The sequence below is a fragment of the Streptomyces sp. HUAS TT7 genome, assembly GCF_051550175.1.
Lineage (GTDB): Bacteria > Actinomycetota > Actinomycetes > Streptomycetales > Streptomycetaceae > Streptomyces.
In genome coordinates this window covers 4,628,093-4,650,088 of the sequence record NZ_CP196175.1, presented here as the reverse complement: position 1 = coordinate 4,650,088, position 21,996 = coordinate 4,628,093, and the positions used below count along the sequence as shown (strand labels likewise).

The window sequence follows — 21,996 nt, the reverse complement described above, 5'->3', positions numbered from 1 at the left end:
TCAGCACTCCACTTGGAGGCGCGTGAGCCCCCGGATGACGAATCCGGGGCCCCACTCCGGCTCGGCGGCCGGCCGCAGCCGGGGCGCCTTCTTGAGCAACTGCCCGAAGGAAGCCTGGAGTTCGAGTCGGGCGAGGGGCGCGCCGAGGCAGTAGTGAATACCGGCGCCGAAGGAGATGTGGGGGTTGTCGGCGCGGGTCAGATCGAGGGTGTCGGGGTCGGCGAACCGGGCGGGGTCACGGTTGGCGGACCCGAAGAGCAGGGCGACCTCGCTGCCGCGCGGGAGTTTCTGCCCGGCGAACTCGATGTCTTCGAGCACCCAGCGCTCGAAGAGTTGGAGCGGGGTGTCGTAGCGCATCAACTCCTCGATGGCGGTGGGGAGTTGAGCGTCGGGCGCCGCGCGGAGCCCGGCAAGCTGGGAGGGGTTGCGGAACAGGGCCCACCACCCATTGGCGGTGGTGTTGACGGTGGCTTCGTGGCCGGCGTTGAGGAGCAGTACGCAGGTGGAGATCATCTCTTGCTCGGTCAGCCTGGCCGCATGGCCGCCGCTGTCGCCGTCGTAGGCCGCGATCAGCGCGGAGACGAGATCCTCGCCGGGGTTTTTGCGCCGTTCGGCGATCAACTCCCTCAGATAGGCGCTGAATTCAAGCGATGCGCGTACGGCATTGGCGGCAGTCTCCTCACCTGGATCGAGCTCATACATGCCGCAGATCGCGGCGGACCAGGGGCGCAGGAGGGGCCGGTCCGCCTCGGGAATACCGAGCATTTCGGCGATGACCGCGACGGGGAGGGGCTCGGCGACCCCGGCGAGCAGGTCACCGCCGCCCGCCGCGCAGAAGTCGTCGACGAGCCGTTCCGCGAGGCGGTGCACGGTGGGGGCGAGCCGCTCGACCGTACGGGGGGTGAAGGCCTGGGAGACCAGTCTGCGGATACGGGTGTGGTCCGGGGGTTCCAGGTCGAGCATGCCGTGGTCGTTGAGGGTGTGGAACGGCTCGTGCGCGGCGGGCGAGGGCGTCCGGCCGAACTCCTCGTGACTGAACCGGTGTTGATAACTCCGCCCGAGGCGGCGGTCCCTCAGCAGGGTGGATACGTCTGCGTGGTGCGGGATGAGCCACTGGTTGGTGGGGGCGTAGTGGTGCACCCGGCCGGCTGCCCGTAGCTCCGCGTAGGCGGGGTAGGGGTTGGCGACGAAATCGGCTGCGCCTGGGCGGAAGGGGGTGGTGGGGTTCATGGGCTCGACAATGGGGTGCGGGTGGCTGGGGATCAAGGGGGCGGGGTTGGGGGGCCGGTGTGTTGAGTGCGGGCCGTGAGTGGCTGGTCGCTCCCCCAAGTTCTCGGCTTCGCTCGAACAGGGGGGACCCCCATCGCGGCGGAGCCGCACAATGTCACAGCCCCGCGCCCCTAAACCCGCCTTCGACCTCGCGCCGTGCGTGGTTGCTCGCGCAGTTCCCCGCGCCCCTAGCAGAGTCGTCCTTGGCGGGGTGCTCAGCAGGCATACCCAGCCCGTCCGGCGATTGAGGACGAGCGCCCTTCAGGCGCGAACGGGGTCTGGGGCGGAGCCCCAGGGTCCTTCACCCCCGGAGGCCACGCGGCGGAGCCGCAGAGTGTCACAGCGGGAAGGGGCGGGGTGGGGGAATCAACCCGGGGTCACCAGGCGGGTTTCGTACGCGTACACCGCCGCCTGCGTGCGGTCCCGGAGCCCCAGCTTCACCAGGATCCGGCTCACGTGGGTCTTGATCGTCGACTCCGCCACGACAAGCCGGTCCGCGATCTCCTGGTTCGAGAGGCCCTGGGCGATCAGGACCAGGACCTCCGTCTCGCGGTCCGTCAGCTCCTCCACCTGCCCGGCCGGCGCGGACGCCCCCGCCCGCTGCACCGGCACCACCCGCGCGAACTCGTTGATCAGCCGCCGGGTCACCGAGGGGGCGAGCAGCGCCTCCCCGGACGCCACCACCCGTACGCCCTCGGCGAGTTGGCGAGCGGACGCGTCCTTCAACAAGAACCCCGAGGCCCCCGCCCGCAGCGCCTGGTACACGTACTCGTCGAGGTCGAACGTGGTCAGGACGAGCACCTTCGACGAGTCGTCCGACGCCACGATCTCGCGCGTCGCGTCGATGCCGTTCATGCCGGGCATCCGGATGTCCATCAGGACCACATCGGGACGCAGCGCCCGCACCTGGGCGACCGCCTCGCGGCCGTCGACCGCCTCGCCGACGACCTCGATGTCCGGCTGCGCGCCGAGCAGTACGGAGAAGCCCTCGCGCACCATCATCTGGTCGTCGACGATCAGAACCTTGATCGTCATGCCTTTTCTTCCGTTTCCGTCGCTGCGGATGCCCCAGATGCCCCGGTCGGCTCGCTCGGCTCGGCCGGCTCCACCGGGATGAAGACCGTCACCTCGTACCCGCCCTCCGCCGTCCGCTCCGCGGTCATCACACCGCCGAGCATCGCCACCCGCTCCGCCATGCCCGTGAGCCCGTGCCCGGAACCCTGCGAGGGGCCGGCCTCGGAGGTCGCGGGGCCGTTCACGACGCGCAGGCCGAGCCCGCCCAGAACGTACCCGATCTCCACCCGCGCCCCGGCCCCCGGCGCGTGCCGCAGGGTGTTGCTGAGGGCCTCCTGGATGATCCGGTACGCCGAGAGTTCGACGCCCTGCGGGAGTTCCCGTACCGCACCGGTGATCACCTTCTCCACCGGAAGCCCGGCCTCGCGGACGTTCGCGAGCAGGCCCTCCAGGTCGGCGAGGGTGGGCTGGGGGGCGTCCGGCGCCTCGTAGTCCTCCGCGCGTACGACGCCGAGCACCCGGCGCAGTTCGGTGAGGGCCGCCACCGCGTTCTCGCGGATCGTCGCGAAGGCCTGGGCGAGCTCGGGGGGCGGGTTCTCGACCCGGTACGGCGCGGCCTCGGCCTGGATGGCGACCACCGACATGTGGTGCGCCACCACATCGTGCAGCTCGCGCGCGATGTTGGTGCGCTCCTCCAGGACCGTCCGCTTGTCACGCTCCACCGCGGTGACCGACTTCTCCGCGCTGACCTGCCGCTCGGCGTCCTTGCGGATGTGCACGACGGAGATGACGAGCAGGACCACACCGTAGAAGAAGACCATCTGCACGCTGCCCAAGGAGCCCGAGTGGCCGCGTGCGGTGCCCACCACCACGCCGAGGGCCACGGTCACCGCCCACATCCAGAGCGCGATGCGGGGCCGGGTGCGCAGCGCCACCACGACCAGGACGCTGAGGTGCATGAAGACCGAGCCGGGCGTCCACGGGGTCATGCTGCCGTGCTCGCCCGTCATGCCGATGAAGAGCGTCGCCCCGCAGGACAGCCAGAACGCGCCGATGGGGCGTACCAGCGTCATCACCACCGGCACCGCCACGATCAGCCCGCTCAGCATCCAGGCGAGGCCCCCGCCGAGTCCGTTCAGGCTGCGCGTGTAGCCGAACAGCATGGCGATGAACGCGAGGAAGCAGACCACGGCGTGCGGGGTCCAGGCCGCGGCCTCGCGTATGCGGCCCGGGAGCCGGCGCGTGATCACCCCGTCGGTCCGCATGCGCGGGAGCGGCCTGTAGGCGAACGCGTCGTGGAACAGGTCCCTGCGCAGCCCTCCGTACGCGTCCATCGCCAGCCGGAACTCCGGAGTGCGCTCGGCGCCGCCACCCGCTGTACTGCCGCTCCCCTGTCGGAGCCTGGTCGTCTCGTTCACACCCACCAAGGTAGGCGGCGGGCCCCGCCGGGGCGTCCGGCCAGATGGGGATCCTGCGGGGTCCGCCTCAGGGACTACGCGCCGCCACGAGCCTCTACGAGCCCGCGGTGGCCCGGGTCAGGCGGCCGTCACCTTGGCGACGAAGGAGGCGAGGTTCGCCACGGTCCGGCCGATCTTCTCCTCCACGGTGAGCGTCTCGTGCAGCCGCGCCCCGACCCCCGCGTCCTTCTTGCCGCGTACGTAGAGCGAGCAGTCGAGGTCGCTGCAGATGTACGCGCCGACCGAGTTCCCCTGCTTGCCGGGCTTGCCCGCCTTCGGCGCGACCATCAGCGAGACGCCGCCGGAGTGGGTGGTGAGGCAGAGCGAGCACATGCTGCGCCGCTGCTGCCCGACGGCGGCGCTGGAGCAGCGCAGGGCGACACCCTGCGGGCGGCCGTCCAGCTCGACGACGAGGTAGCCCCGGTCGGGCGCCTGCGGGTCGCGCCAGCCGAGGTAGTCCAGGTCGTCCCAGGGCCGGTCGGCCAGGTCGCGCGGGACGGCCAGGCGCTTGGCCTCGCCCTTGGTGCAGTTCACGAAGGCGGCACGGATCTCTTGCTCGGTCAGCGGCTTCATAAACATCACGGTAGATTGCCTAAATGTTTTAGGCAAATGGGTAATTGATTAAGGTAGTCTTCGAGGAAGCAGAACGAGGCATGCGAGCAGCGCGCATGCGAGAGAGAGGAAGGGCAGGGCATGGCACGGGTAGGACTGACCACCGAGCGCCTGGTCCTGGCGGGCGCGGAGCTGGCCGACGAGGTCGGCTTCGAGCAGGTGACCGTCTCGGCGCTGGCCAGACGGTTCGACGTCAAGGTCGCGAGCCTGTACTCGCACGTGAAGAACTCCCAGGACCTCAAGACCAGGATCGCCCTCCTCGGCCTGGCGGAACTCGCGGACCTGGTGGCCGACGCCGTGGCCGGCCGGTCCGGCAAGGACGCCCTGGCCGCGCTCGGCAACGCCTACCGCGACTACGCCCGCGAGCACCCCGGCCGCTATGCCGCGACCCAGCTGCGACTCGACGCCGAGGCGGCGGCCGCGAGCGCGGGACGCAGGCACTCGCAGATGACGCGGGCGATCCTGCGCGGCTACGACCTGACGGAGCCGGACCAGACGCACGCGGTGCGGCTGCTCGGCAGCGCCTTCCACGGCTACATCAGCCTGGAGATGGGCGGCGGGTTCAGCCACAGCGCGCCCGACACCCAGGAGACCTGGGAGCGCACCCTGGACGCTCTCGACGCCCTACTACGAAACTGGCCGGCCTCATGACCCAGCTGACGACGACCCCCATAACCGCCCAACTCCTGCGCGGAGCCATCGAGTTGGAGCACACCGAGCACGGCGTGCTGCCGCACCGGCTGCCCGCCCGGGCCCGCGCCCGGGGCGTCGACGCGCAGCTCGCCATGGCCGAGACCCAGCCCTCCGGCGTGCGCCTCGCCTTCCGCACCCGGGCCACGACCGTGGAGCTGGACACGCTGCCGACCAAGCGCGTGTACGTCGGCATGCCGGCTCGTCCCGACGGCATGTACGACTTGCTGGTAGATGGCCGCCTGGCGGGTCAGGGCAGCGTGGCGGGCGGCAGGACCGCAACCATCGACATGGCAACGGGGTCCGTCACGACCGACCCCGGCCCGGTGGGCACCCTGCGTTTCACCGACCTGCCGGCCACCGTCAAGAACGTGGAGATCTGGCTCCCGTACAACGAGACCACCGAGCTGGTCGCCCTGCGCACCGACGCGCCCGTCGAGCCGGTGCCGGACTCGGGCCGCAAGGTGTGGCTGCACCACGGCAGTTCGATCAGCCACGGCTCGGACGCGGCGAGCCCGACGACGACCTGGCCGGCGCTGGCCGCCTCGCTCGGCGGCGCGGAGCTCGTCAACCTGGGCTTCGGCGGCAACGCCCTGCTCGACCCGTTCACCGCACGCACCATGCGGGACACGGCCGCGGACCTGATCAGCGTCAAGATCGGCATCAATCTGGTCAACCACGATCTGATGCGGCTGCGGGCGTTCGTCCCGGCGGTGCACGGCTTCCTTGACACGATCCGGGACGGCCACCCCACCACCCCGCTCCTGGTGATCTCCCCCATCCTGTGCCCCATCCACGAGACCACCCCGGGCCCCTGCGCCCCGGACCTCACAGAACTGGCCTCCGGCCGCCTGAGGTTCCGCGCCACAGGCGACACGACGGACCCGACCCGCCTGACACTGACCACGATCCGGGAGGAACTGGCAGCGATAGTGGCGATGCGCGCGGCGGACGACCCCCACGTGCATTACCTGGACGGCCGTTCCCTGTACGGGGAGAGGGACACGGCGGAGCTGCCACTGCCGGACGCGCTGCATCCCGATGCGGCAACGCATCGCCGGATGGGGGAGCGATTCGCTGAACTCGCCTTCCGGGGTGGGGTGTTCAGTGAGACGGGGTCCGCACCTGAATGAACCGCACCCCCGCGGAGGCGGACGCGCTCAGTACGCCAGCTGAGCGATCTCCTCCGCCACCACCGCGCACGCGTCAGCCGCAGGGTCGATCAGCGGAAAGTGGCCCACACCCTCCAGCAGGGTGAGCCCCACCGTCTCCCCCGCCCTGGCCGCCGCATCGACATACGCCTCCGCCACGGCCTGCGGCACGACGATGTCCTCCCGGCCCTGCACGACGGCCGTGGCGATCCCGGTGGGCAGCAGGGCGGCGGGGTCGGCGTGCGGACCGCGTGACTCCAACTCCCCTTCCCCACCAAGGAGTTGGAGGACGGCCCCGGAGCAGACACCCAGCTCCACAGCCGTGGCGAAGTGGGCGATGGGAGCGAGGGCCACGACACCGCGCAGCGCCGTGGGGCCGGGGGTGCGCCACGGGGAGCCGGCCGGCAGTACGTGCCGGGCCGCGGCCCACAGGGCGAGGTGGCCGCCGGCCGAGTGCCCGGCCAGTACGGTGCGGCGGGGGTCCGCCTGCGGCACGGCGTCCCGTACGAGGGAGGGCAGCGCGTCCAGGGCCGCCGCCACGTCGTCGAAGGTGTCGGGCCAGCGCCCGGCCACCGTTCCCCAAGCTCTCAACTTCGTTCGAGCAGGGGAGGCCCCAATGACACCCCCCTGCTGCGGCAGCAGACTCCCGCGCCGGTACTCGACGTTGGCCACGGCGAACCCGCGCCGGGCCAGGAAGTCCGCGAACGGGGTGACGTGCATGCGGTCGTACGGGGCCCGCCAGGCGCCGCCGTGCAGCAGCACGACGAGGGGGGCGCCAACGTGGCCGCTCCGGGGGGCGTAGAAGTCGATCACTTGGTCGGGGTGGTCGCCGTACGCGGCGGTGGTGTCGGGGGCGACGGCGGGATGGGAGAAGGCGGAGGCCTCTTCGGCCGCGTCGCGCTCTGCGGAATCCGTCATTCCCCAACCTTTCGCCAGGCCAAGCCGGTTGATCACCCGGGCGCGAGGGACGCTACCAGGGCGCCCCCACCCTGCAACCCGGGGTGCCCTGGGGCTCCGCCCCAGGCTCAGGCACCCCCGCCCAAGGGAAAGCCCCCTCAGCCCACCAGCGCCGCGAGTTCCGCGGCCGCCCGCTCCGCATCGGCGAAGCCCACGTACAGCGGCGTGAAGCCGAAGCGCAGGACGTCGGGCCGGCGGAAGTCGCCCACCACACCCCGCGCGGTGAGGGCGCGCATCACCTCGCCCGCCTCCGCGCAGCTCAAGGACACCTGACTGCCCCGTTCCGCATGCGCGACCGGTGTCAGCGACGACACCCGCCCCGCCGGAACGTACGCCTCGACGCATTCGAGGAAGAAGTCGGTCAGGGCCAGGGACTTGGCTCGCACCGCCTCGATCGGGACCCCGTCCCACACGTCCAGCGCCGACTCCAGGGCCAGCATGGACAGGATGTCCGGCGTGCCGACCCGGCCCCGTACCGCGCCGTCGCCCGGCGCGTACGCCGGCCGCATCCCGAAGGGGTCCTCGTGCGAGTTCCAGCCGGGCAGCGGGGTGTCGAAGCGGGGCTGGTGGTCGCCGCGTACGTACAGGTACGCCGGCGAACCCGGCCCGCCGTTCAGGTACTTGTACGTGCAGCCCACCGCGAAGTCGACGCCGTGCGCGCCGAGGCCGACCGGCAGCGCGCCCGCGCTGTGGCACAGGTCCCAGACCGCGAGGGCCCCGGCCGACCGGATCGCCGTCGTCATGGCAGGGAGGTCGTTGAGGCGCCCCGTGCGGTAGTCCACGTGGTTGACCAGGACCGCCGCCGTACGCGGACCGAGCGCGCCCGGGATGTCGGCGGGCGCCAGGGCCTGGATCTGACGGCCCGTCATGCGAGCCGCGGACTCCGCCACGTACCCGTCCGTGGGGAACGTCGAGGCGTCGACCAGGATTTCGTCCCGGTCGTCACCGGCGAGCCGGACCGCCGCCACGAGCGCCTTGAAGACGTTCACACTCGTCGAGTCGCCGACCACGACCGTGCCCGGCGCCGCGCCGACGAGCGGGGCGATCCGGTCGCCGATGCGTTCCGGCGCGGTCCACCAGCCGCTCTCCTCCCAGGACCGGATGCGCAGCTGCCCCCACTCGCGGGCGATGACGTCCTGCATACGGGCCGGAACGTGCCGGGGCAGCGCGCCCAGCGAGTTCCCGTCGAGGTAGACCACACCGTCGTCGAGGGCGAACAGCTCGCGGTGCCGGGCGAGTTCGTCTGCGGCGTCCAGTGCCGCGGCCTTCTTGGCCAGTGCCTCAGACATGGCTGCGGGCCGTCCAGAGCTCGGGGAACACGTTCTTGGTGGCCCGCTTCTCCAGCCAGGCCACTCCGGCCGAACCGCCGGTGCCGGACTTGGCGCCCATGGCCCGCCGGGTCGCCACGAGGTGGTCGTTGCGCCATCGCCACACGAGTTCGCCGACATCGGTCAACGCCTCGCCCAGCCGCACCAGTTCACCGTTCTGGTCACCCGCGTACAGCTCGGCCCAGACCGCCTCGACCTCGGCGGACGGCTCGTACTTACGGGTCAGGTCGCGCTGCAGGACCGAGTACGGAACCGCGTACCCGCGCCGCGCGAGCAGCGCGAGGACCTCGTCGTACAGGCTCGGCTCGCCGAGCGCCTTCTCCAGCTCGGCGTGCACCCGGGGCGCGCCCCGGTGCGGCACCAGCATCGACGCCGACTTGTCGCCGAGCAGGAACTCCATCCGCCGGTACATCGCCGACTGGAACCCGGAGCCTTCGCCGAGAGCGGCCCGGTAGGAGTTGAACTGGGCGGGGGTCAGCTGCGCCAGCGGCGTCCACGAGGCGTTGAGCGCCTCCAGCTCCCGTACCGAACGCTTCAGGGCGTCGATCGCGACCGGCACCCGGTCCGCGCGCAGCGCCCGCGACGCGGTCTCCCACTCGTGCACGATGACCGTGAACCACAGCTCCATGACCTGGGTGGTGACCAGGAAGACCATCTCGCCAGGGTCGTCCGAGCGCAGATGCTGGAGGTGGGTGAGGACGTCCGCCTGGACGTAGTCCTCGTACGGTGTCGTGCCCTCGAAGTCCAGATTCGGGGTCTCCGGCTCATCGCCCTGTTCGGGCGGCGTGACCGGTTCGGACATCTGTGATGACATCGCTGTCTCCTCGATGTGTCCGGGTAGCGGTCCGCCCCTTCCTTGGTCGGCATCGGAGCCCCGGTCCCCACCGGCATCATAAGCACGGTTCCGCGCGCTTCGTCAGGGCACCGAGGGCCCCGTGACGAACGTCCCGTCCGCGGTGTACGGCCATGCGTTGGACTTGCAGCCGTTCAGGCCCTTGATCTGCTGCATCATCACCGGAGCGGGCTTTCCGGGCCCCGGGCAGGCCATGTGCTGGTGGTAGCCGATCATGTGGCCTATCTCGTGGTTGATGATCAGGTGCCGGTACTCGGCGGGCGGCCCGTCGTACTGCGGCGAACCGGTCACCCAGCGCTTGAGGTTGACGATGACACCACCGGTGACCTCGCAGTTCAGCTCGCCGCCGGTGTCACCATTGGCAGCACACAGCCTGTCGGTGGTCTTGGGCGTGGCGATCTTTATGACGACATCGCCGCCGCTGGACACCAGCTGGAAACGGCCCTTGCCGTGGGCGGCCCAGCTGCGCGGGTCGGACAGGATCGTCTGGACGTCGAGGGCAGCCTGTGTCGCGGATACATCCACGCCGTCCTCGACCTGCACCTCGTAGCGGCGCAGCGGGCCGCCGGTGCCGACGACCTTGCCGGAGGCCTGGGCGGTGGTGAAGGTGCCGGGCCCCGAGGCGGGTACGTCCGCCTTCGTACCGCCGGACGGGGACGGCTTGGCGGGCGGCGCCTCGATGGGCAGCGGGGACCGCTCCTCCATGGGGCTGGCCGAGACGTTGCCGGGCTCGACGACGGGCTTGTGCGCCCCGCCGGGCCACTGGGCGAGGGCGATCCCGCCGACGAGCGTGCCACCGAGCAGACACCCGGTGAGGAGCAGGATGCGGGAACGCCGCCGTCCCCTGCGGTCTGCGTGATGCTGCTGTGCGCTGTGGGCGCCGCGCTTGCCCAAGACGGAGTACTCCCCTGCTCCCGGCTGGGTTGGGGGGAGAGGAGTGGGGCCTCTGCGCCAGCCTGTCCATGCGGCCGGGCGCGCGTGCGATGGTGCCGTCCGCAGCCGCCCGAACCGTCCGTGTCAGCCATACAGATGGCACGGACGGCCCGTACGTTCCCGATCGGCCCGGGGTGGGTCAGCCCAGGGTGTCGGCGGCGAGCGGCGAGGAGTCCCGCAGGAAGGTGGTGCAGCGCTCGTACTCGGCGTCCTCGCCGATGGCCTGCGCGGCACGGGCGAGGGCGTGCAGGGCCCGCAGGAACCCGCGGTTGGGCTCGTGCTCCCACGGCACCGGGCCGTGCCCCTTCCACCCGGCACGACGCAGCGAGTCCAGGCCGCGGTGGTATCCGGTACGGGCGTAGGCGTACGACTCCACGGTGCGGCCACCGTCGAACGCGTCGTCGGCGAGCTGCGCCCAGGCGAGGGAGGAGGTGGGGTACTTGGCGGCGACGTCGGCGGGCGCGGTGCCGCCGGCGAGCAGCTCGCGCGGCTCCGGGTCGTCGGGGAGGTGCGTCGGGGCGGGGCCCCCGAGGAGGTTCTCGTGAATGGACATGCGCCCAAGTCTGCCACCGCGAAGGCCAGCGGCAGCTGGCCGATTTTTCCCCGCCGGGAAGCCGGGTTGCCTGGGGCTCCGCCCCAGACCCCGTTCGCGCCTGAAGGGCGCTCGTCCTCAAACGCCGGACGGGCTAGTGGTGGGCTGACGTCCGTGATCATCTGACGGCTGGGGACGCCTGCACGGACACACTGGCAAGTCCAGCGCTGCCAGGGGCGCGGGGAACTGCGCGACCGGCCACGCACGGCCCGCAGCCGAATGACCACCCATCACCGGCCGGAGCCCAACCCACGCACCCCCGGAGGGTCTCGGGAAGGGGCGGGGTGGGGACTCAACGGGGTCCGGGGCGGAGCCCCGGGGTTCAGGGGGTGGGCTCGCCATGGTCGGGCTCGATGGCTGGGCCCGGTACCCCGGACTGCATCCGGCAAGCCGGCACAACCGCCTCCGCCGGCCGCCGTACGGTCAGAAAGGCAACCAGGGAGGCCAGCGCCAGCGCCCCCGCACACATCGGCATGGCCCGCCGAAACGTCGCCCCGAACTCCGCCGCCGAGCGGTACGCCTCCGGCCCCATCCCCGCGGCCAGCGGCAACGCCGCCACCGCGATCAGGCCCGCCGCCCGCGCGGCCGCGTTGTTGATGCCGCTGGCAAGCCCCGCCCGCCCCTCGTCGACCGACGCGAGCACCGTTGCGGTGAGCGGCGCCACCAGGGTGACCATGCCGAGGCCGAGCACGACAAGCGCGGGCAGGACGTCACGTACGTACGACGCGCGCTCGCCGACCCGCAGCATCAGCAGCATCCCCGCCGCGCACAGCAGCGGCCCGACGGTCAGCGGGATGCGCGGCCCGATCCGCTGCCCCAGCTCGCCCGAACGGGCCGAGAGCAGCAGCATCAGCACCGTCGTCGGCAGCAGCGCCGCACCCGCGCCGAGCGCCGAGTACCCGGCGACGACCTGGAGCTGGAGGGCTGCGAGGAAGAAGAATCCGCCGAAGGCGGCGTACACGCACACCGTCACCAGGTTCACGGCCGTAAAAACCCGCGAGCGGAAGATGTCCGGCGGCAGCATGGGGTCGGGCAGATGCCGTTCACGCCGTACGAAGGCCGCGCCCAGGCCGAGCCCGGCCACCCCCGCCCCGACGACCAGCCGCGACGAACCCTGCCCGGGCGCCTCGATCAGCGCGTACGTCACGAGGGCGAGGGTCAGCGCACCCAGCGCCGCACCCATCACGTCGAAGCGGCCGGTGTGGGTGCGCGGGTCCCGCGATTCCGGCACGTGGCGCAGGGCGACGGGTACGCAGACCGCGGCCAGCGGCACGTTGATCAGGAACACCCAGCGCCAGCCGGGGCCGTCCACCAGCCAGCCCCCGAGGAACGGGCCCACGGCCGCCCCGACCCCGCCGAGCCCCGACCACACGCCGACCGCGCGGGCCCGGTCGTCCGGGTGGAAGCCCGCCTGGATGATGGCGAGGGAGCCGGGGGTGAGCAGGGCGCCGCCGATGCCCTGGAGGGCGCGGGCGGCGATGAGCACCCCGGCGTTCGGGGCGAGCCCGCACAGCAGCGATCCGGCGGCGAACCACACCACCCCGATCACGAACACCTTCCGCCGGCCGTACCGGTCGCCCAGGGCGCCGCCGAGCAGGATGAGTCCGGCCAGGGTGAGCATGTAGGCGTTGACGGTCCACTGGAGCACGGCCATGTCGGTGTCGAGGTCAGTGCCGATGTGGGGCAGGGCGACGTTGACGACGGTCGAGTCCAGGAGGGCCATGCCCGATCCGAGGACGGTGGTGAGCAGCACCCAGCGGCCGGGGCCGGTGCCCATGCGTACGTTGTCCGCCACAGCGGATCTGTCCCCCGCCCCGCCCCTCCCCGAAACCCGGAGCCACCCCTGGCGCCCCGCCGCGGGGACTGCGCGACCGGCCACGCACGGCCCGCAGACGGCAAACGGGCCCGGCACCCCCGAAGGGGAGCCGGGCCCGAAGTGCAGCGCGCCGGATTACTTCAGCTTCGTACCGGTCGAGCGCAGGTTCGCGCACGCCTCGGCCACCCGCTTGGCCATGCCCGCCTCGGCCAGCTTGCCCCACGTGCGCGGGTCGTACGTCGACTTCTTGCCGACCTCGCCGTCGACCTTCAGGACGCCGTCGTAGTTGCGGAACATGTGGTCCGCGACAGGGCGGGTGAAGGCGTACTGGGTGTCGGTGTCGAGGTTCATCTTCACGACGCCGTTCTCCAGCGCGGTGGCGATCTCCTCGGCCGTGGAGCCCGAGCCGCCGTGGAAGACGAAGTCGAACGGCGAGGGCTTGCCGTACTTCTCGCCGACGCCCGCCTGGAGGTCCTTGAGCAGCTCGGGGCGGAGCACGACGTTGCCCGGCTTGTAGACGCCGTGGACGTTGCCGAAGGACGCGGCAAGCAGGTAGCGGCCCTTCTCGCCCAGGCCCAGGGCCTCAGCGGTGCGCAGCGCGTCGTCGACGGTCGTGTACAGCTCGTCGTTGATCTCGTGGCTGACGCCGTCCTCCTCGCCGCCGGTCGGGGTGATCTCGACCTCAAGGATGATCTTCGCGGCGGCGGCCTTGGCGAGCAGCTCCTGGCCGATGGCCAGGTTGTCCGCGAGGGTCTCGGCGGAGCCGTCCCACATGTGCGACTGGAACAGCGGGTTCAGACCCTTGGCGACGCGCTCGGCGGAGACCTCAAGGAGCGGGCGGACGTAGCCGTCCAGCTTGTCCTTGGGGCAGTGGTCGGTGTGCAGCGCGACCGTGATGTCGTACTTGGCGGCGACGACGTGCGCGAACTCGGCCAGGGCGACCGCACCGGTGACCATGTCCTTGTTGTACTGGCCACCCAGGAACTCCGCACCACCGGTGGAGATCTGGATGATGCCGTCGCTCTCGGCCTCCGCGAAGCCGCGCAGCGCAGCGTGCAGGGTCTGGGTCGAGGTCACGTTGATGGCCGGGTAGGCGAACTTGCCTGCCTTCGCCCGGTCGAGCATCTCGTTGTAGACCTCGGGGGTTGCGATGGGCATCTGTCCGCTCCTTGTGATGTGCGGGTGTGCGATATGTGCTGGCCCTGACCTGGGGGCGACGTCATCGTCGCCGCCCATCTTTCCAGACTCTGGCCGTGGCTCCACCCGGCGGACGCACCAGGGGCGGGCCGTTTCACGTGAAACGGCCCGCCCCTTGAAAAACGCGCAGGTCAGCGGGTCGGATGCCCGAGCCCCGGGACCTAGGTCACGACTTTCGCACCTCGGTTACGACGGTTGTGCGAGGTTTACGCGAGACCCAGTTCCGTCGAGGAGAACGCGAAGACGTACGGCACGCCCGCGCCCTCGGTGATCTTCTCGGCGGCGCCGGTCGCCCGGTCCACGATCGTCGCGACGGCGACGACCTCGGCGCCGGCCGCGCGGACCGCCTCGACGGCGGTCAGCGGGGAGCCGCCGGTGGTGGAGGTGTCCTCGACGACCAGGACCCGGCGACCCTTGATGTCCGGGCCCTCGACCTGGCGCTGCATGCCGTGCGCCTTGGCGGCCTTGCGGACGACGAACGCGTCAAGGGTGCGGCCACGGGCGGCGGCCGCGTGCAGCATCGCGCCGGCCACGGGGTCGGCGCCCATGGTCAGTCCGCCGACCGCGTCGAAGTCGAACTCGGCCGTGACGTCGAGCATCACCTGGCCGACCAGCGGCGCGGCGACGCCGTCAAGGGTGACCCGGCGCAGGTCGACGTAGTAGTCGGCCTCGATCCCCGAGGAGAGGGTCACCTTGCCGTGCACCACGGCCTTGTCCTTGATCTGCTGGAGCAGGTCAGCTCGTACGTCAGTCATGCCAGCCAGCTTAAAGGCGGCCGGTCACAGCCGTCGCCAGGTCCACGTCGTCGCGAGTTCCAGCGGCTCGATGGGGGTGACCTGGCGGGGCAGGGTGTTGAGGCCGTTGGGCGGGCCCGACTGCGGCTCCACGCACACGGCCTCGTCCTGCTCGTCGTAGACGACGACCCACTCGGTGGGGCTGGTCACCTTCAGTTCGAGCCGCTCGGGCCAGGTCAGGGTGACGTCGACACCGTCCGGCATCCCGAAGCAGTCGTCCCAGGGACCCGGCAGCGGTGCGATGCGCCGTCCGGTGGGCAGGTGGTCGTCGCCGCGCTCCTCCTGCCACTCGGCGTCGAAGGCGAGCTCGACCCGGCTGCCGTCGAGCTCCCGCACGAACCAGGGGTGCCAGCCGGCCTGCGCAGGGAAGGAGTTGTCGTACGTCTCGACGCCCATCGTCACCGTCAGCGCGTCCGGGGTCAGCTCGAAGATCTGGGTGACCTTGCCGGTGAACGGCCAGGGCTCGGCCAGCTCGTAGGTGAACACGGCCTCGGTGTCGGAGACCCGCGCGGTCTTCCAGGCGTGGTCGCGGGCGGTGCCGTGGATGGCGTGCGGGGGCGAGTTGAGCGGCAGCTGGTACTTCACGCCGCCGTCACGGAACTGGCCGTTCTCGACGCGGCCGCACCACGGCACCATCGGGAAGCAGCCGTACTTGTCGCCTTGGCGCAGCACCTCGGTGCCGTCGATCCGCAGGCTGCTGATCCGGCAGCCGTTGCCCGCGTCGACGGTCAGTTCCACGGCGCCGGCGCCCAATGTGATCTGGTCACTGCTCACGCGTCCGACCCTAGCCGGTGAGCCGCGGGTGTGGGGTCAGCGCCCGCGCCCGAGATCCGGACAGCCTCGGGCGGGTTCTCAGCGCCGGCGCCTCAGCGCGCGGCCGACGACGACCGCGGACGCCAGCGCGAGGGCTGCGGCCGGGGCGACCCAGCGCAGGGTGGCACCGGCGTTGCCGCCCGAGGGCGCGGGTACGGGGGCGTACCGGCCGCGCGGCGGTGCGTGGTCGACCTCCTCGGCGCTGCGGCCGATCATGGTGCGGCGGGCGTGCGCGGCCTCGGCGGGCATCGGTTCGCCGACCTCGATGGCGAACTCCTCGTCGGCGAGCGAGTCCAGGGACGGCGGCGGCACCTCGGCGTCGAAGACGGAGGCGAGGCTCTCCGAGTCCAGGTCGGTGTTGAGGTCCGTGTCACGTTCGGGGTCCAGGCCGGGGTCACGTCCGGCCGGCCGCTCCCCGGGCCCGTCGGCCAGATCCGTGTTGAGGTCGGTGTCGGCGGCGTCCGGCCCGCCGGACCCGTCCGCGAGGCCCGGCTCGTCCCGCGCCGGCCGGGCCAGCTCCGCCGCGAACCGGTCGAGCAGGCGCAGCGCCGAGGCCCGGGCCGCGTCGGCCGGCACCTCGGTCGCCCGGCCCTCCGCGAGCGCCGTGCCCGCGAAGGCGAGGGTGGTGCCGCCGGAGGCCGGGGCCAGCCGTACGGTCAGGGTGAGCTTGGCCGCGCCCGCGCCGCGGACCTCGACGCCCTCGCCCTCGAAGGCGAACACGTCGTCGTCCTGCTCGGTGATGCGCAGCGCGCCGCGGTAGGTGATGGTGCTCCCGCCGACGCGGACCCTCAGCCGGCCCGCGATGGGCGGCTCGCCCGCATCCTGCTGGAGCCCCGGCACACAGCGCGCGACCCGGGCGGGATCGCGCAGCGTCTGCCGGAGTGACTGGGCCTCAACCGGAACGAACACCTCATGCTCCATAGCCACCGAGCCTACTCAGCACCGGCCGCCGCGTCTGCGCCAACGCGGCGCCGATGCCGGACTCGGCCGCCCTTCAGTCCGCATACCGCGGATGCACCAGCGTCGACGGCGGGAAGGCGGCCGCGTCCGAGGGCGGTGTCAGCGACTCCGTGCCGGCGGGCAGCCGCACGCCCGAGGGCGCTCCCCCCGCCGAGAACGGATGCGGGGCGGGCCTCGCGGCCAGGACGAAACCCCAGTCGTGCGGGGACTTCGCCGAGTCCAGGGCGCGGTCGGGGCCCGCGGTGAACCCCGCGCTGCGCCCGGTCGCCCGGTACGCGAAGGTCGTCAGGCCCGCCGCGCGGAGCGTCGAGGCGACCGTCCAGAACGTGCGCGGCCGGCCCTTCACCGGCCCCGCGTGCACCACGAGCCGCCCGCCGGGGCGGAGCACGCGCGAGGCGAGCCCGTAGAACTCCTGCGAGTACAGCTTGGTGCTCGCGGTGATGCCGGGGTCGGGAAGATCGGTGACGACGACGTCGTACGTTCCCGAGGTGTAGCCGTCGCCGCGCAGCCAGTTGAAGGGGTCGGCGATCACCGCGTGCAGCCGGGGGTCCTGGTAGGCGTGGCCGTTCAGGGCCGCCAACTCCGGGTCGTGGCTGGCGAGTTGGACGAGGCCGGGGTCGAGCTCGACGAGGGTCACCGAGCGCACTCCGGGGTGGCGCAGCACTTCGCGGGCGGCGAGCCCGTCGCCGCCGCCCAGGATCAGGACGCGGCCGTGCGGGCCGCCGTCGAGCGCGGGCCGCACCAGGGCCGCGTGGTAACGGGACTCGTCGCGGCCGTTGATGCGAAGCCGCCCGTCGAGGAACAGGTCGAGGGGATGGCCGGCCCTGCCGGTCAGGACGATCTCCTGGACGTGGGTCTGCACGGCGACCCGCACCTGGCCCCCGTACACGGCGCGGCGCGCGGCCTGTTCGAAGTCGTCGACCATGGCGGTGGTCAGCGCGAGCACGGCCAGGACGAGCGCGTTGGCGGCGAGCAGCACCCAGCGGGCGCGCGGGGTCAGGTCGCGGCCGAAGAGCAGCAGGACGAGCGCGCCGCCCGCGACCGCGTTGACCGCGCCGGTGAGCAACGCGCTGGTCAGCTGGCCGAGTTGGGGCAGCAGCAGGAACGGGAAGGCGAGGCCGCCCACGAGCGCGCCCACGTAGTCCGCGGCGAACAGGTCGGCCACCGTGCCGCTCGCATCGCCCTCGGCGCGCCGCGAGACGCGCTGGATGAGCGTCATCAGGAGCGGGATCTCGGCGCCGATCAGCATGCCGATCGCGAGCGAGAACGCGACCAGGGCGTACCGCGAGCCGCCGAACCAGGCGAACGTCGCGTACAGCGCCATCGCGGAGCAGCCGCCGACCAGGGCGAGCGCGGCCTCGATGAGGCCGAAGCCGACGGCGGCCCGGCAGCGCAGCCGTTTGGCGAGCAGCGAGCCGACACCCATCGCGAAGACCATCACCGAGAGGACCACCGAGGCCTGGGTGACCGAGTCTCCGATCAAGTACGAGGCGAGGGCGACCAGTTCGAGCTCGTACACCAGGCCGCAGGCGGCGCAGATGAACACGACGGCCAGGACGAGGAACCGACCCGACCGCGGCCTCCTCACGGGAGCGGGGAACGGTTCGATCATGATGCGAACGCTACGTCACACTCCGTTTGCATCCTGTCACCCACACGGGTTCAACTGGAGCCAACCGTCCGGGGATCGAGCGCCTCAGAGCCCGGCGGGCGCGGGCACCCGTACGCCGACCCGGGTCCGGGTCACCACCAACTGCCCTTCCTGCGGGTAGGCGTGCCAGGTGCGCCACCACACCTGGCCGTCGCCGCGCTGCGCGAGCATCGCCGTGAAGGCGTGCGGCGAGCCCGGAAACGTTCCCGCCAGTCCGTTGGGATGGTCGGCGACGAGCGCGAGGAGTTCCTGCGCGCGCCCCGCGAACGAACCGCGCGAGAGCGTTTCGACGCGGGCGGCGAACTCGTAGTCCCACTCCCCGAGACGTTTCGCCACACCGAGCGGAAGCGGCGTACTGCTGCCGGGCATGCAGGCGACGGTCTCCGAGCAGGTGCCGGCCTCCTCGTCGAGGAGCACCTGGTGCGAGGCGCCCAGCAGCCTCAACTGGAGCTTGGCGCCGGTCAGTTCGAGGTCGAGTACGGCGAGGGCGGGCAGCGGCTCGCGGCCCAGCGCCCAGGCGAGGTCGGCGGCACGCGTGTCGGTGTAGGCGGTCTTGAGGGTCGTGAGCATGGGTGGGCTCCGCAAAACACACATGTGGCGGGTGGGTGACCGAGGTCGCCTCGGACCGCAACGTAGGACGGGGGACCGCTCTCTGATCGCCCGGAGTCCGAGGGCTGCGTCGTTCTCATCTGCGAGGGAATCATGAAGTGCGCGGCGCTCACAGCTTTTTTACCCAACTTGATGGGGTTTCCATCCCCTCGGGGGCCACTCGGTTCAAACGTTCAACTACAGGCGTGAAAGAAGGCGCCCGGCCGGCCGGAACCGACCGGGCGCACAACGGGCACGACCGGCGGCGGAATCGGCTGCCCCGTGACAGCCGCGACCGCATCTGCCCCTGTCGCCCCGTCGGCCCTTGGGCCCGAACTCCAGCTGTTTCGCGCGGAGTTCAGGCATCGGCGCTCAGCTGGAACCGCAGCCTCCGCCGCCCCCGCAGGACGAGTGGCCGCCGCCGCACGAGTGGTGCCCGCCGCCGCAGGAGTGGTGGCTGCCCCCGTGGTGCCCGTGGTGACCGCTCCCGCCGGACGAACCGCCGTCCCCGGCCCCGGCCCACCAGCTGCCGGAGCTCCCGGAGCTGCCGGAGGACGACCACCTCGACCGCTTGCGCGCCGCCATGGCCCTGCGCCGCCGTCGCGCCGCCGGAGTGCACGCGAAGATCAGCACCACCAGTACGAGGATCCCCATCTCGATCGCGATGTCCATTTCCCCCACCGTCCTTTCGTGCCGCGGTCCCCCGTTGTCCCGCGTGGTGGAGGAATGCCCCCGGCCGCCAACGGCCAAAGCGCACTTGAGCAACTCCAGAGGTTGCCCGCAGGATGGCGGTCATGACCTCCAGCGCGCGCCCTCTCCTCAACCGCCGCCTCGCCGAGTTCGGGACGACGATCTTCGCCGAGATGTCCGCCCTCGCCCAGCGGACCGGGTCCATCAACCTCGGCCAGGGCTTCCCCGACACCGACGGCCCCGAGGCCGTACGGGAGGCGGCGGTCCGCGCCCTGCGCGACGGCAGGGGCAACCAGTACCCGCCGGGCCCCGGCGTCCCCGAACTGCGCACCGCGATCGCCGACCACCAGCGGCGCCGGTACGGCCTCACCTTCGACCCGGACCGCGAGGTCCTGGTCACCGCGGGCGCCACGGAGGCGATCGCCGCCTCCCTGCTCGCGCTGCTCGAACCGGGCGACGAGGTCATCGCCCTGGAGCCGTACTACGACTCGTACGCCGCGTGCATCGCGATGGCGGGCGCCACCCGTGTGCCGGTCACCCTGCGCCCCGCCGAAGGGCCCCGCGGCGGAGCCGCACACGGACACTTCGTCCTCGACCTCGACGAGCTGCGCGCGGCCGTCACCCCGCGCACCCGGCTGATCCTCCTCAACACCCCGCACAACCCGACCGGCACGGTCCTGACCCGCGCCGAACTCGCCGCGGTCGCCGAGCTCGCCTGCGAGCGTGACCTCCTGGTGATCACCGACGAGGTGTACGAGCACCTCGTCTTCGACGGCGCCGAGCACATCCCGCTCGCCTCCTGCCCCGGCATGCGCGAGCGCACGGTCACCATCGGCTCGGCGGGCAAGACGTTCTCGTTCACGGGCTGGAAGGTCGGCTGGGTGACGGCGGCCCCCGAGCTGGTGGCCGCGGTCCGCTCGGCCAAGCAGTTCCTGACGTACGTGGCCTCGGGGCCCTTCCAGTACGCGGTGGCCGAGGCGCTGCGGCTGCCGGACTCCTACTTCGCCGACCTGCGCGCGGACCACCAGGCCAAGCGGGACCTGCTGAGCGCGGGGCTCGCGGCGGCCGGGTTCGAGGTGTTCCGCCCGGCCGGGACGTACTTCGTGACCACCGACATCCGCCCGCTCGGCGAGAGCGACGGCTTCGCGTTCTGCCGCGCGCTGCCCGAGCGCGTCGGCGTCGTGGCGATCCCCAACGCGGTCTTCTACGACCACCGCGAAGAGGGCGCCCCCTTCGTCCGGTTCGCCTTCTGCAAGCAGACGGCCGTACTCGAAGAGGCGGTCACCCGGCTGAAGGCCCTGGCGGGCTAGGGCGCACGGTCGCCGCGACCCGCGTGCGCACCGCCGGGTGGGCGGAGTTCTACCCGGTCGGGGGCGCACCGGTCGCGGGAAGCCGGATCCGCGCTGATGGTCGGTCTGAACGACCAACGCGCGACCGGAGGTGTCCCCTGTCCGCCGAGATCACCGTCCCCGCCCGCGGCCGCCGGGCAGGGAGCATCACGAGCGCCCCGCCCTGGATCGGCGCGCTGCGCCGGGCGGCCCCCGCGCTGGGCCTGTTCGCGGCCGCGCGGCTGACCGGGCTCCTGGTGGTCGCGGCGGCGGCCTGGCACCGGGGGTTCTCGCCCCGCGCGCGGCTCGCAACCTCCTGGGACGCCGACTGGTACGCCCGGATCGCGGCCCACGGCTACGGCCGCACCCTGTCCTGGCCGGACGGCTCGGTCCAGAGCGACCTGGCGTTCTTCCCGCTCTACCCGGGCCTGATCCGCGCCGTGACCACCGTCCTGCCGGTCACCGGCGGCACCGCGGGGCTGATCGTCTCGTGGACGGCGGCGGCCGCCGCGGCCCCCGGGATCTACCTGATCGGCGAGCGCCTGTACGGCCGCCCGGTGGGCACCCTGCTGGTGCTGCTGTGGGGGCTGCTTCCGCACTCCGTCGTCCTGACGATGGCGTACACCGAGCCCGTCATGACGGCCCTTGCGGCCTGGTCGCTGTGGGCGGTCCTGGAGCGGCGCTGGCTGTGGGCGGGCTCGCTCGCGCTGCTCGCCGGGCTCTCCCGGCCGAACGCCGTCGCGGTGACCGCGGCGGTGATGGCGGCGGCAGGCTACGCGATCTGGCGCGGTGAGCGGCGTTCCTGGCGGCCGTGGGCGGGCGCGCTGCTCGCGCCGCTCGGCTGGTGCGGCTACGTGCTGTGGGTCGGGGTGCGCAAGGGCGATCTGCTCGGCGGCTACTTCGCGGTGCAGGCCGGCTGGACGTCCCGGTTCGACTTCGGCGCGGGCACGCTGGAGTTCGTGAAGAGGCTCGCGACGGCCCCGTACGACCTGGGGTTCACGATGGCGGCGCTGCTGACCGCGGTGATGGTCGTGCTGTTCGTGCTGTTCGTCCTTGACCGGCCGCCCGTGCCCCTGCTGATCTACACGGCCATCCTGGTGCTGATCACGGTCGGCGGCGCAGGGTTCTTCGAGTCGAAGCCGCGCTTCCTGCTGCCCGCGTTCCCGCTGCTCGTCCCGCTCGCACTCGCACTGACGAAAGCCCGGCCCCGGGCGGCGGTCGCGGTGACCGTCGCCCTGGCCGGGCTCTCGTTCTGCTACGGGGCCTATCTGCTGACGCAGGCCACCATGGCGCTGTGAATCAC

At 72.1% G+C, this 21,996-nt stretch carries 21 protein-coding genes; 4 read left to right on the top strand and 17 right to left on the bottom strand.

Annotation, left to right across the window (positions count from 1 at the left end; all coding sequences use genetic code 11):
* From ACSHXC_RS21005 to ACSHXC_RS20990, 4 genes are all read right to left on the bottom strand, one after another.
* Nucleotides 1-1,230: a cytochrome P450 gene (locus ACSHXC_RS21005; RefSeq protein ID WP_438293065.1), complete on the bottom strand. Its 1,230-nt coding sequence runs from the start codon at nucleotides 1,228-1,230 to the stop codon at nucleotides 1-3.
* A gap of 405 nt (nucleotides 1,231-1,635) precedes the next feature.
* Nucleotides 1,636-2,304 carry a response regulator gene (locus tag ACSHXC_RS21000; RefSeq protein WP_438293064.1) on the bottom strand — a complete coding sequence of 223 codons (669 nt, stop codon included), beginning with the start codon at nucleotides 2,302-2,304 and terminating at the stop codon, nucleotides 1,636-1,638.
* Nucleotides 2,301-3,701 (bottom strand): sensor histidine kinase, encoded by a 1,401-nt coding sequence (locus ACSHXC_RS20995; RefSeq protein ID WP_438293063.1) that lies wholly within the window; start codon nucleotides 3,699-3,701, stop codon nucleotides 2,301-2,303. Before ACSHXC_RS20995 ends, ACSHXC_RS21000 begins: the two co-directional genes overlap by 4 nt.
* 117 nt (nucleotides 3,702-3,818) lie before the next feature.
* Nucleotides 3,819-4,313: an FBP domain-containing protein gene (locus tag ACSHXC_RS20990; RefSeq protein WP_438293062.1), complete on the bottom strand. Its 495-nt coding sequence runs from the start codon at nucleotides 4,311-4,313 to the stop codon at nucleotides 3,819-3,821.
* 120 nt (nucleotides 4,314-4,433) lie between these two features.
* Between ACSHXC_RS20990 and ACSHXC_RS20985 the strand changes: the two genes are divergently transcribed.
* A complete protein-coding gene (locus ACSHXC_RS20985) occupies nucleotides 4,434-5,003 on the top strand; it encodes a TetR/AcrR family transcriptional regulator (protein WP_438293061.1) in 570 nt (189 codons plus the stop codon).
* Nucleotides 5,000-6,175 (top strand): GDSL-type esterase/lipase family protein, encoded by a 1,176-nt coding sequence (locus tag ACSHXC_RS20980; RefSeq protein ID WP_438293060.1) that lies wholly within the window; start codon nucleotides 5,000-5,002, stop codon nucleotides 6,173-6,175. The genes ACSHXC_RS20985 and ACSHXC_RS20980 overlap by 4 nt, the downstream gene beginning before the upstream one ends.
* Nucleotides 6,176-6,202: 27 nt before the next feature.
* Here the strand turns inward: ACSHXC_RS20980 and ACSHXC_RS20975 are convergent, their stop codons facing one another.
* The 13 genes from ACSHXC_RS20975 to ACSHXC_RS20915 all read right to left on the bottom strand — a co-directional run bounded on the left by ACSHXC_RS20975 (nucleotide 6,203) and on the right by ACSHXC_RS20915 (nucleotide 19,347).
* Nucleotides 6,203-7,111, bottom strand: a complete 909-nt coding sequence (locus ACSHXC_RS20975) for an alpha/beta hydrolase (protein WP_438293059.1) — start codon at nucleotides 7,109-7,111, stop codon at nucleotides 6,203-6,205.
* Nucleotides 7,112-7,248: 137 nt separating this feature from the next.
* Nucleotides 7,249-8,439, bottom strand: coding sequence for a kynureninase (gene kynU / locus ACSHXC_RS20970; RefSeq protein ID WP_438293058.1), 1,191 nt, complete (start codon nucleotides 8,437-8,439; stop codon nucleotides 7,249-7,251).
* Nucleotides 8,432-9,292 carry a tryptophan 2,3-dioxygenase family protein gene (locus ACSHXC_RS20965; protein WP_386159863.1) on the bottom strand — a complete coding sequence of 287 codons (861 nt, stop codon included), beginning with the start codon at nucleotides 9,290-9,292 and terminating at the stop codon, nucleotides 8,432-8,434. The genes kynU and ACSHXC_RS20965 overlap by 8 nt, the downstream gene beginning before the upstream one ends.
* Nucleotides 9,293-9,394: 102 nt before the next feature.
* Entirely contained in the window at nucleotides 9,395-10,225 is an 831-nt protein-coding gene (locus ACSHXC_RS20960; protein ID WP_438293057.1) for a DUF3152 domain-containing protein, read from the bottom strand.
* Between the two features lie 178 nt (nucleotides 10,226-10,403).
* Nucleotides 10,404-10,817, bottom strand: coding sequence for a DUF3151 domain-containing protein (locus tag ACSHXC_RS20955; protein WP_344377267.1), 414 nt, complete (start codon nucleotides 10,815-10,817; stop codon nucleotides 10,404-10,406).
* A gap of 361 nt (nucleotides 10,818-11,178) precedes the next feature.
* On the bottom strand, nucleotides 11,179-12,633 hold the full coding sequence (locus tag ACSHXC_RS20950; RefSeq protein ID WP_438296721.1) for an MFS transporter: 1,455 nt from the start codon (nucleotides 12,631-12,633) through the stop codon (nucleotides 11,179-11,181).
* A 174-nt stretch (nucleotides 12,634-12,807) separates the two neighbouring features.
* Nucleotides 12,808-13,830, bottom strand: a complete 1,023-nt coding sequence (fbaA, locus tag ACSHXC_RS20945) for a class II fructose-bisphosphate aldolase (protein ID WP_438293055.1) — start codon at nucleotides 13,828-13,830, stop codon at nucleotides 12,808-12,810.
* 245 nt (nucleotides 13,831-14,075) lie between these two features.
* Nucleotides 14,076-14,624 (bottom strand): orotate phosphoribosyltransferase, encoded by a 549-nt coding sequence (pyrE, locus tag ACSHXC_RS20940; RefSeq protein ID WP_053726438.1) that lies wholly within the window; start codon nucleotides 14,622-14,624, stop codon nucleotides 14,076-14,078.
* A gap of 24 nt (nucleotides 14,625-14,648) precedes the next feature.
* A complete protein-coding gene (locus tag ACSHXC_RS20935; protein WP_438293053.1) occupies nucleotides 14,649-15,437 on the bottom strand; it encodes an aldose 1-epimerase in 789 nt (262 codons plus the stop codon).
* Nucleotides 15,438-15,515: 78 nt separating this feature from the next.
* Nucleotides 15,516-16,397, bottom strand: a complete 882-nt coding sequence (locus ACSHXC_RS20930) for an SRPBCC domain-containing protein (RefSeq protein WP_438293051.1) — start codon at nucleotides 16,395-16,397, stop codon at nucleotides 15,516-15,518.
* A 73-nt stretch (nucleotides 16,398-16,470) separates the two neighbouring features.
* Nucleotides 16,471-18,048, bottom strand: coding sequence for a polyamine aminopropyltransferase (locus tag ACSHXC_RS20925; RefSeq protein WP_438293050.1), 1,578 nt, complete (start codon nucleotides 18,046-18,048; stop codon nucleotides 16,471-16,473).
* A gap of 84 nt (nucleotides 18,049-18,132) precedes the next feature.
* Nucleotides 18,133-18,657 carry a DUF2617 family protein gene (locus ACSHXC_RS20920; RefSeq protein ID WP_438293048.1) on the bottom strand — a complete coding sequence of 175 codons (525 nt, stop codon included), beginning with the start codon at nucleotides 18,655-18,657 and terminating at the stop codon, nucleotides 18,133-18,135.
* A gap of 390 nt (nucleotides 18,658-19,047) precedes the next feature.
* The gene (locus tag ACSHXC_RS20915; protein ID WP_438293047.1) at nucleotides 19,048-19,347 is read right to left on the bottom strand and encodes a hypothetical protein; all 300 of its coding nucleotides are present in this window, start codon (nucleotides 19,345-19,347) and stop codon (nucleotides 19,048-19,050) included.
* Nucleotides 19,348-19,460: 113 nt separating this feature from the next.
* On the opposite strand from ACSHXC_RS20915, the gene ACSHXC_RS20910 reads away from it, so the two are divergent.
* Together ACSHXC_RS20910 and ACSHXC_RS20905 are read left to right on the top strand one after the other, a co-directional pair.
* Entirely contained in the window at nucleotides 19,461-20,675 is a 1,215-nt protein-coding gene (locus tag ACSHXC_RS20910; protein ID WP_438293045.1) for a pyridoxal phosphate-dependent aminotransferase, read from the top strand.
* 185 nt (nucleotides 20,676-20,860) lie between these two features.
* Nucleotides 20,861-21,991: a hypothetical protein gene (locus tag ACSHXC_RS20905; RefSeq protein ID WP_438296719.1), complete on the top strand. Its 1,131-nt coding sequence runs from the start codon at nucleotides 20,861-20,863 to the stop codon at nucleotides 21,989-21,991.
* Nucleotides 21,992-21,996: the final 5 nt, after the last annotated feature.

Bases quoted from the DNA above. Each gene is read 5' to 3' on its own strand.
- ACSHXC_RS21005 (WP_438293065.1), bottom strand. From the start codon at position 1,230: ATGAACCCCACCACCCCCTTCCGCCCAGGCGCAGCCGATTTCGTCGCC.
- ACSHXC_RS21000 (WP_438293064.1), bottom strand. From the start codon at position 2,304: ATGACGATCAAGGTTCTGATCGTCGACGACCAGATGATGGTGCGCGAG.
- ACSHXC_RS20990 (WP_438293062.1), bottom strand. From the start codon at position 4,313: ATGAAGCCGCTGACCGAGCAAGAGATCCGTGCCGCCTTCGTGAACTGC.
- ACSHXC_RS20985 (WP_438293061.1), top strand. From the start codon at position 4,434: ATGGCACGGGTAGGACTGACCACCGAGCGCCTGGTCCTGGCGGGCGCG.
- ACSHXC_RS20980 (WP_438293060.1), top strand. From the start codon at position 5,000: ATGACCCAGCTGACGACGACCCCCATAACCGCCCAACTCCTGCGCGGA.
- ACSHXC_RS20975 (WP_438293059.1), bottom strand. From the start codon at position 7,111: ATGACGGATTCCGCAGAGCGCGACGCGGCCGAAGAGGCCTCCGCCTTC.
- kynU (WP_438293058.1), bottom strand. From the start codon at position 8,439: ATGTCTGAGGCACTGGCCAAGAAGGCCGCGGCACTGGACGCCGCAGAC.
- ACSHXC_RS20965 (WP_386159863.1), bottom strand. From the start codon at position 9,292: ATGTCATCACAGATGTCCGAACCGGTCACGCCGCCCGAACAGGGCGAT.
- ACSHXC_RS20955 (WP_344377267.1), bottom strand. From the start codon at position 10,817: ATGTCCATTCACGAGAACCTCCTCGGGGGCCCCGCCCCGACGCACCTC.
- ACSHXC_RS20950 (WP_438296721.1), bottom strand. From the start codon at position 12,633: ATGGGCACCGGCCCCGGCCGCTGGGTGCTGCTCACCACCGTCCTCGGA.
- fbaA (WP_438293055.1), bottom strand. From the start codon at position 13,830: ATGCCCATCGCAACCCCCGAGGTCTACAACGAGATGCTCGACCGGGCG.
- pyrE (WP_053726438.1), bottom strand. From the start codon at position 14,624: ATGACTGACGTACGAGCTGACCTGCTCCAGCAGATCAAGGACAAGGCC.
- ACSHXC_RS20930 (WP_438293051.1), bottom strand. From the start codon at position 16,397: ATGGAGCATGAGGTGTTCGTTCCGGTTGAGGCCCAGTCACTCCGGCAG.
- ACSHXC_RS20925 (WP_438293050.1), bottom strand. From the start codon at position 18,048: ATGATCGAACCGTTCCCCGCTCCCGTGAGGAGGCCGCGGTCGGGTCGG.
- ACSHXC_RS20920 (WP_438293048.1), bottom strand. From the start codon at position 18,657: ATGCTCACGACCCTCAAGACCGCCTACACCGACACGCGTGCCGCCGAC.
- ACSHXC_RS20915 (WP_438293047.1), bottom strand. From the start codon at position 19,347: ATGGACATCGCGATCGAGATGGGGATCCTCGTACTGGTGGTGCTGATC.
- ACSHXC_RS20910 (WP_438293045.1), top strand. From the start codon at position 19,461: ATGGCGGTCATGACCTCCAGCGCGCGCCCTCTCCTCAACCGCCGCCTC.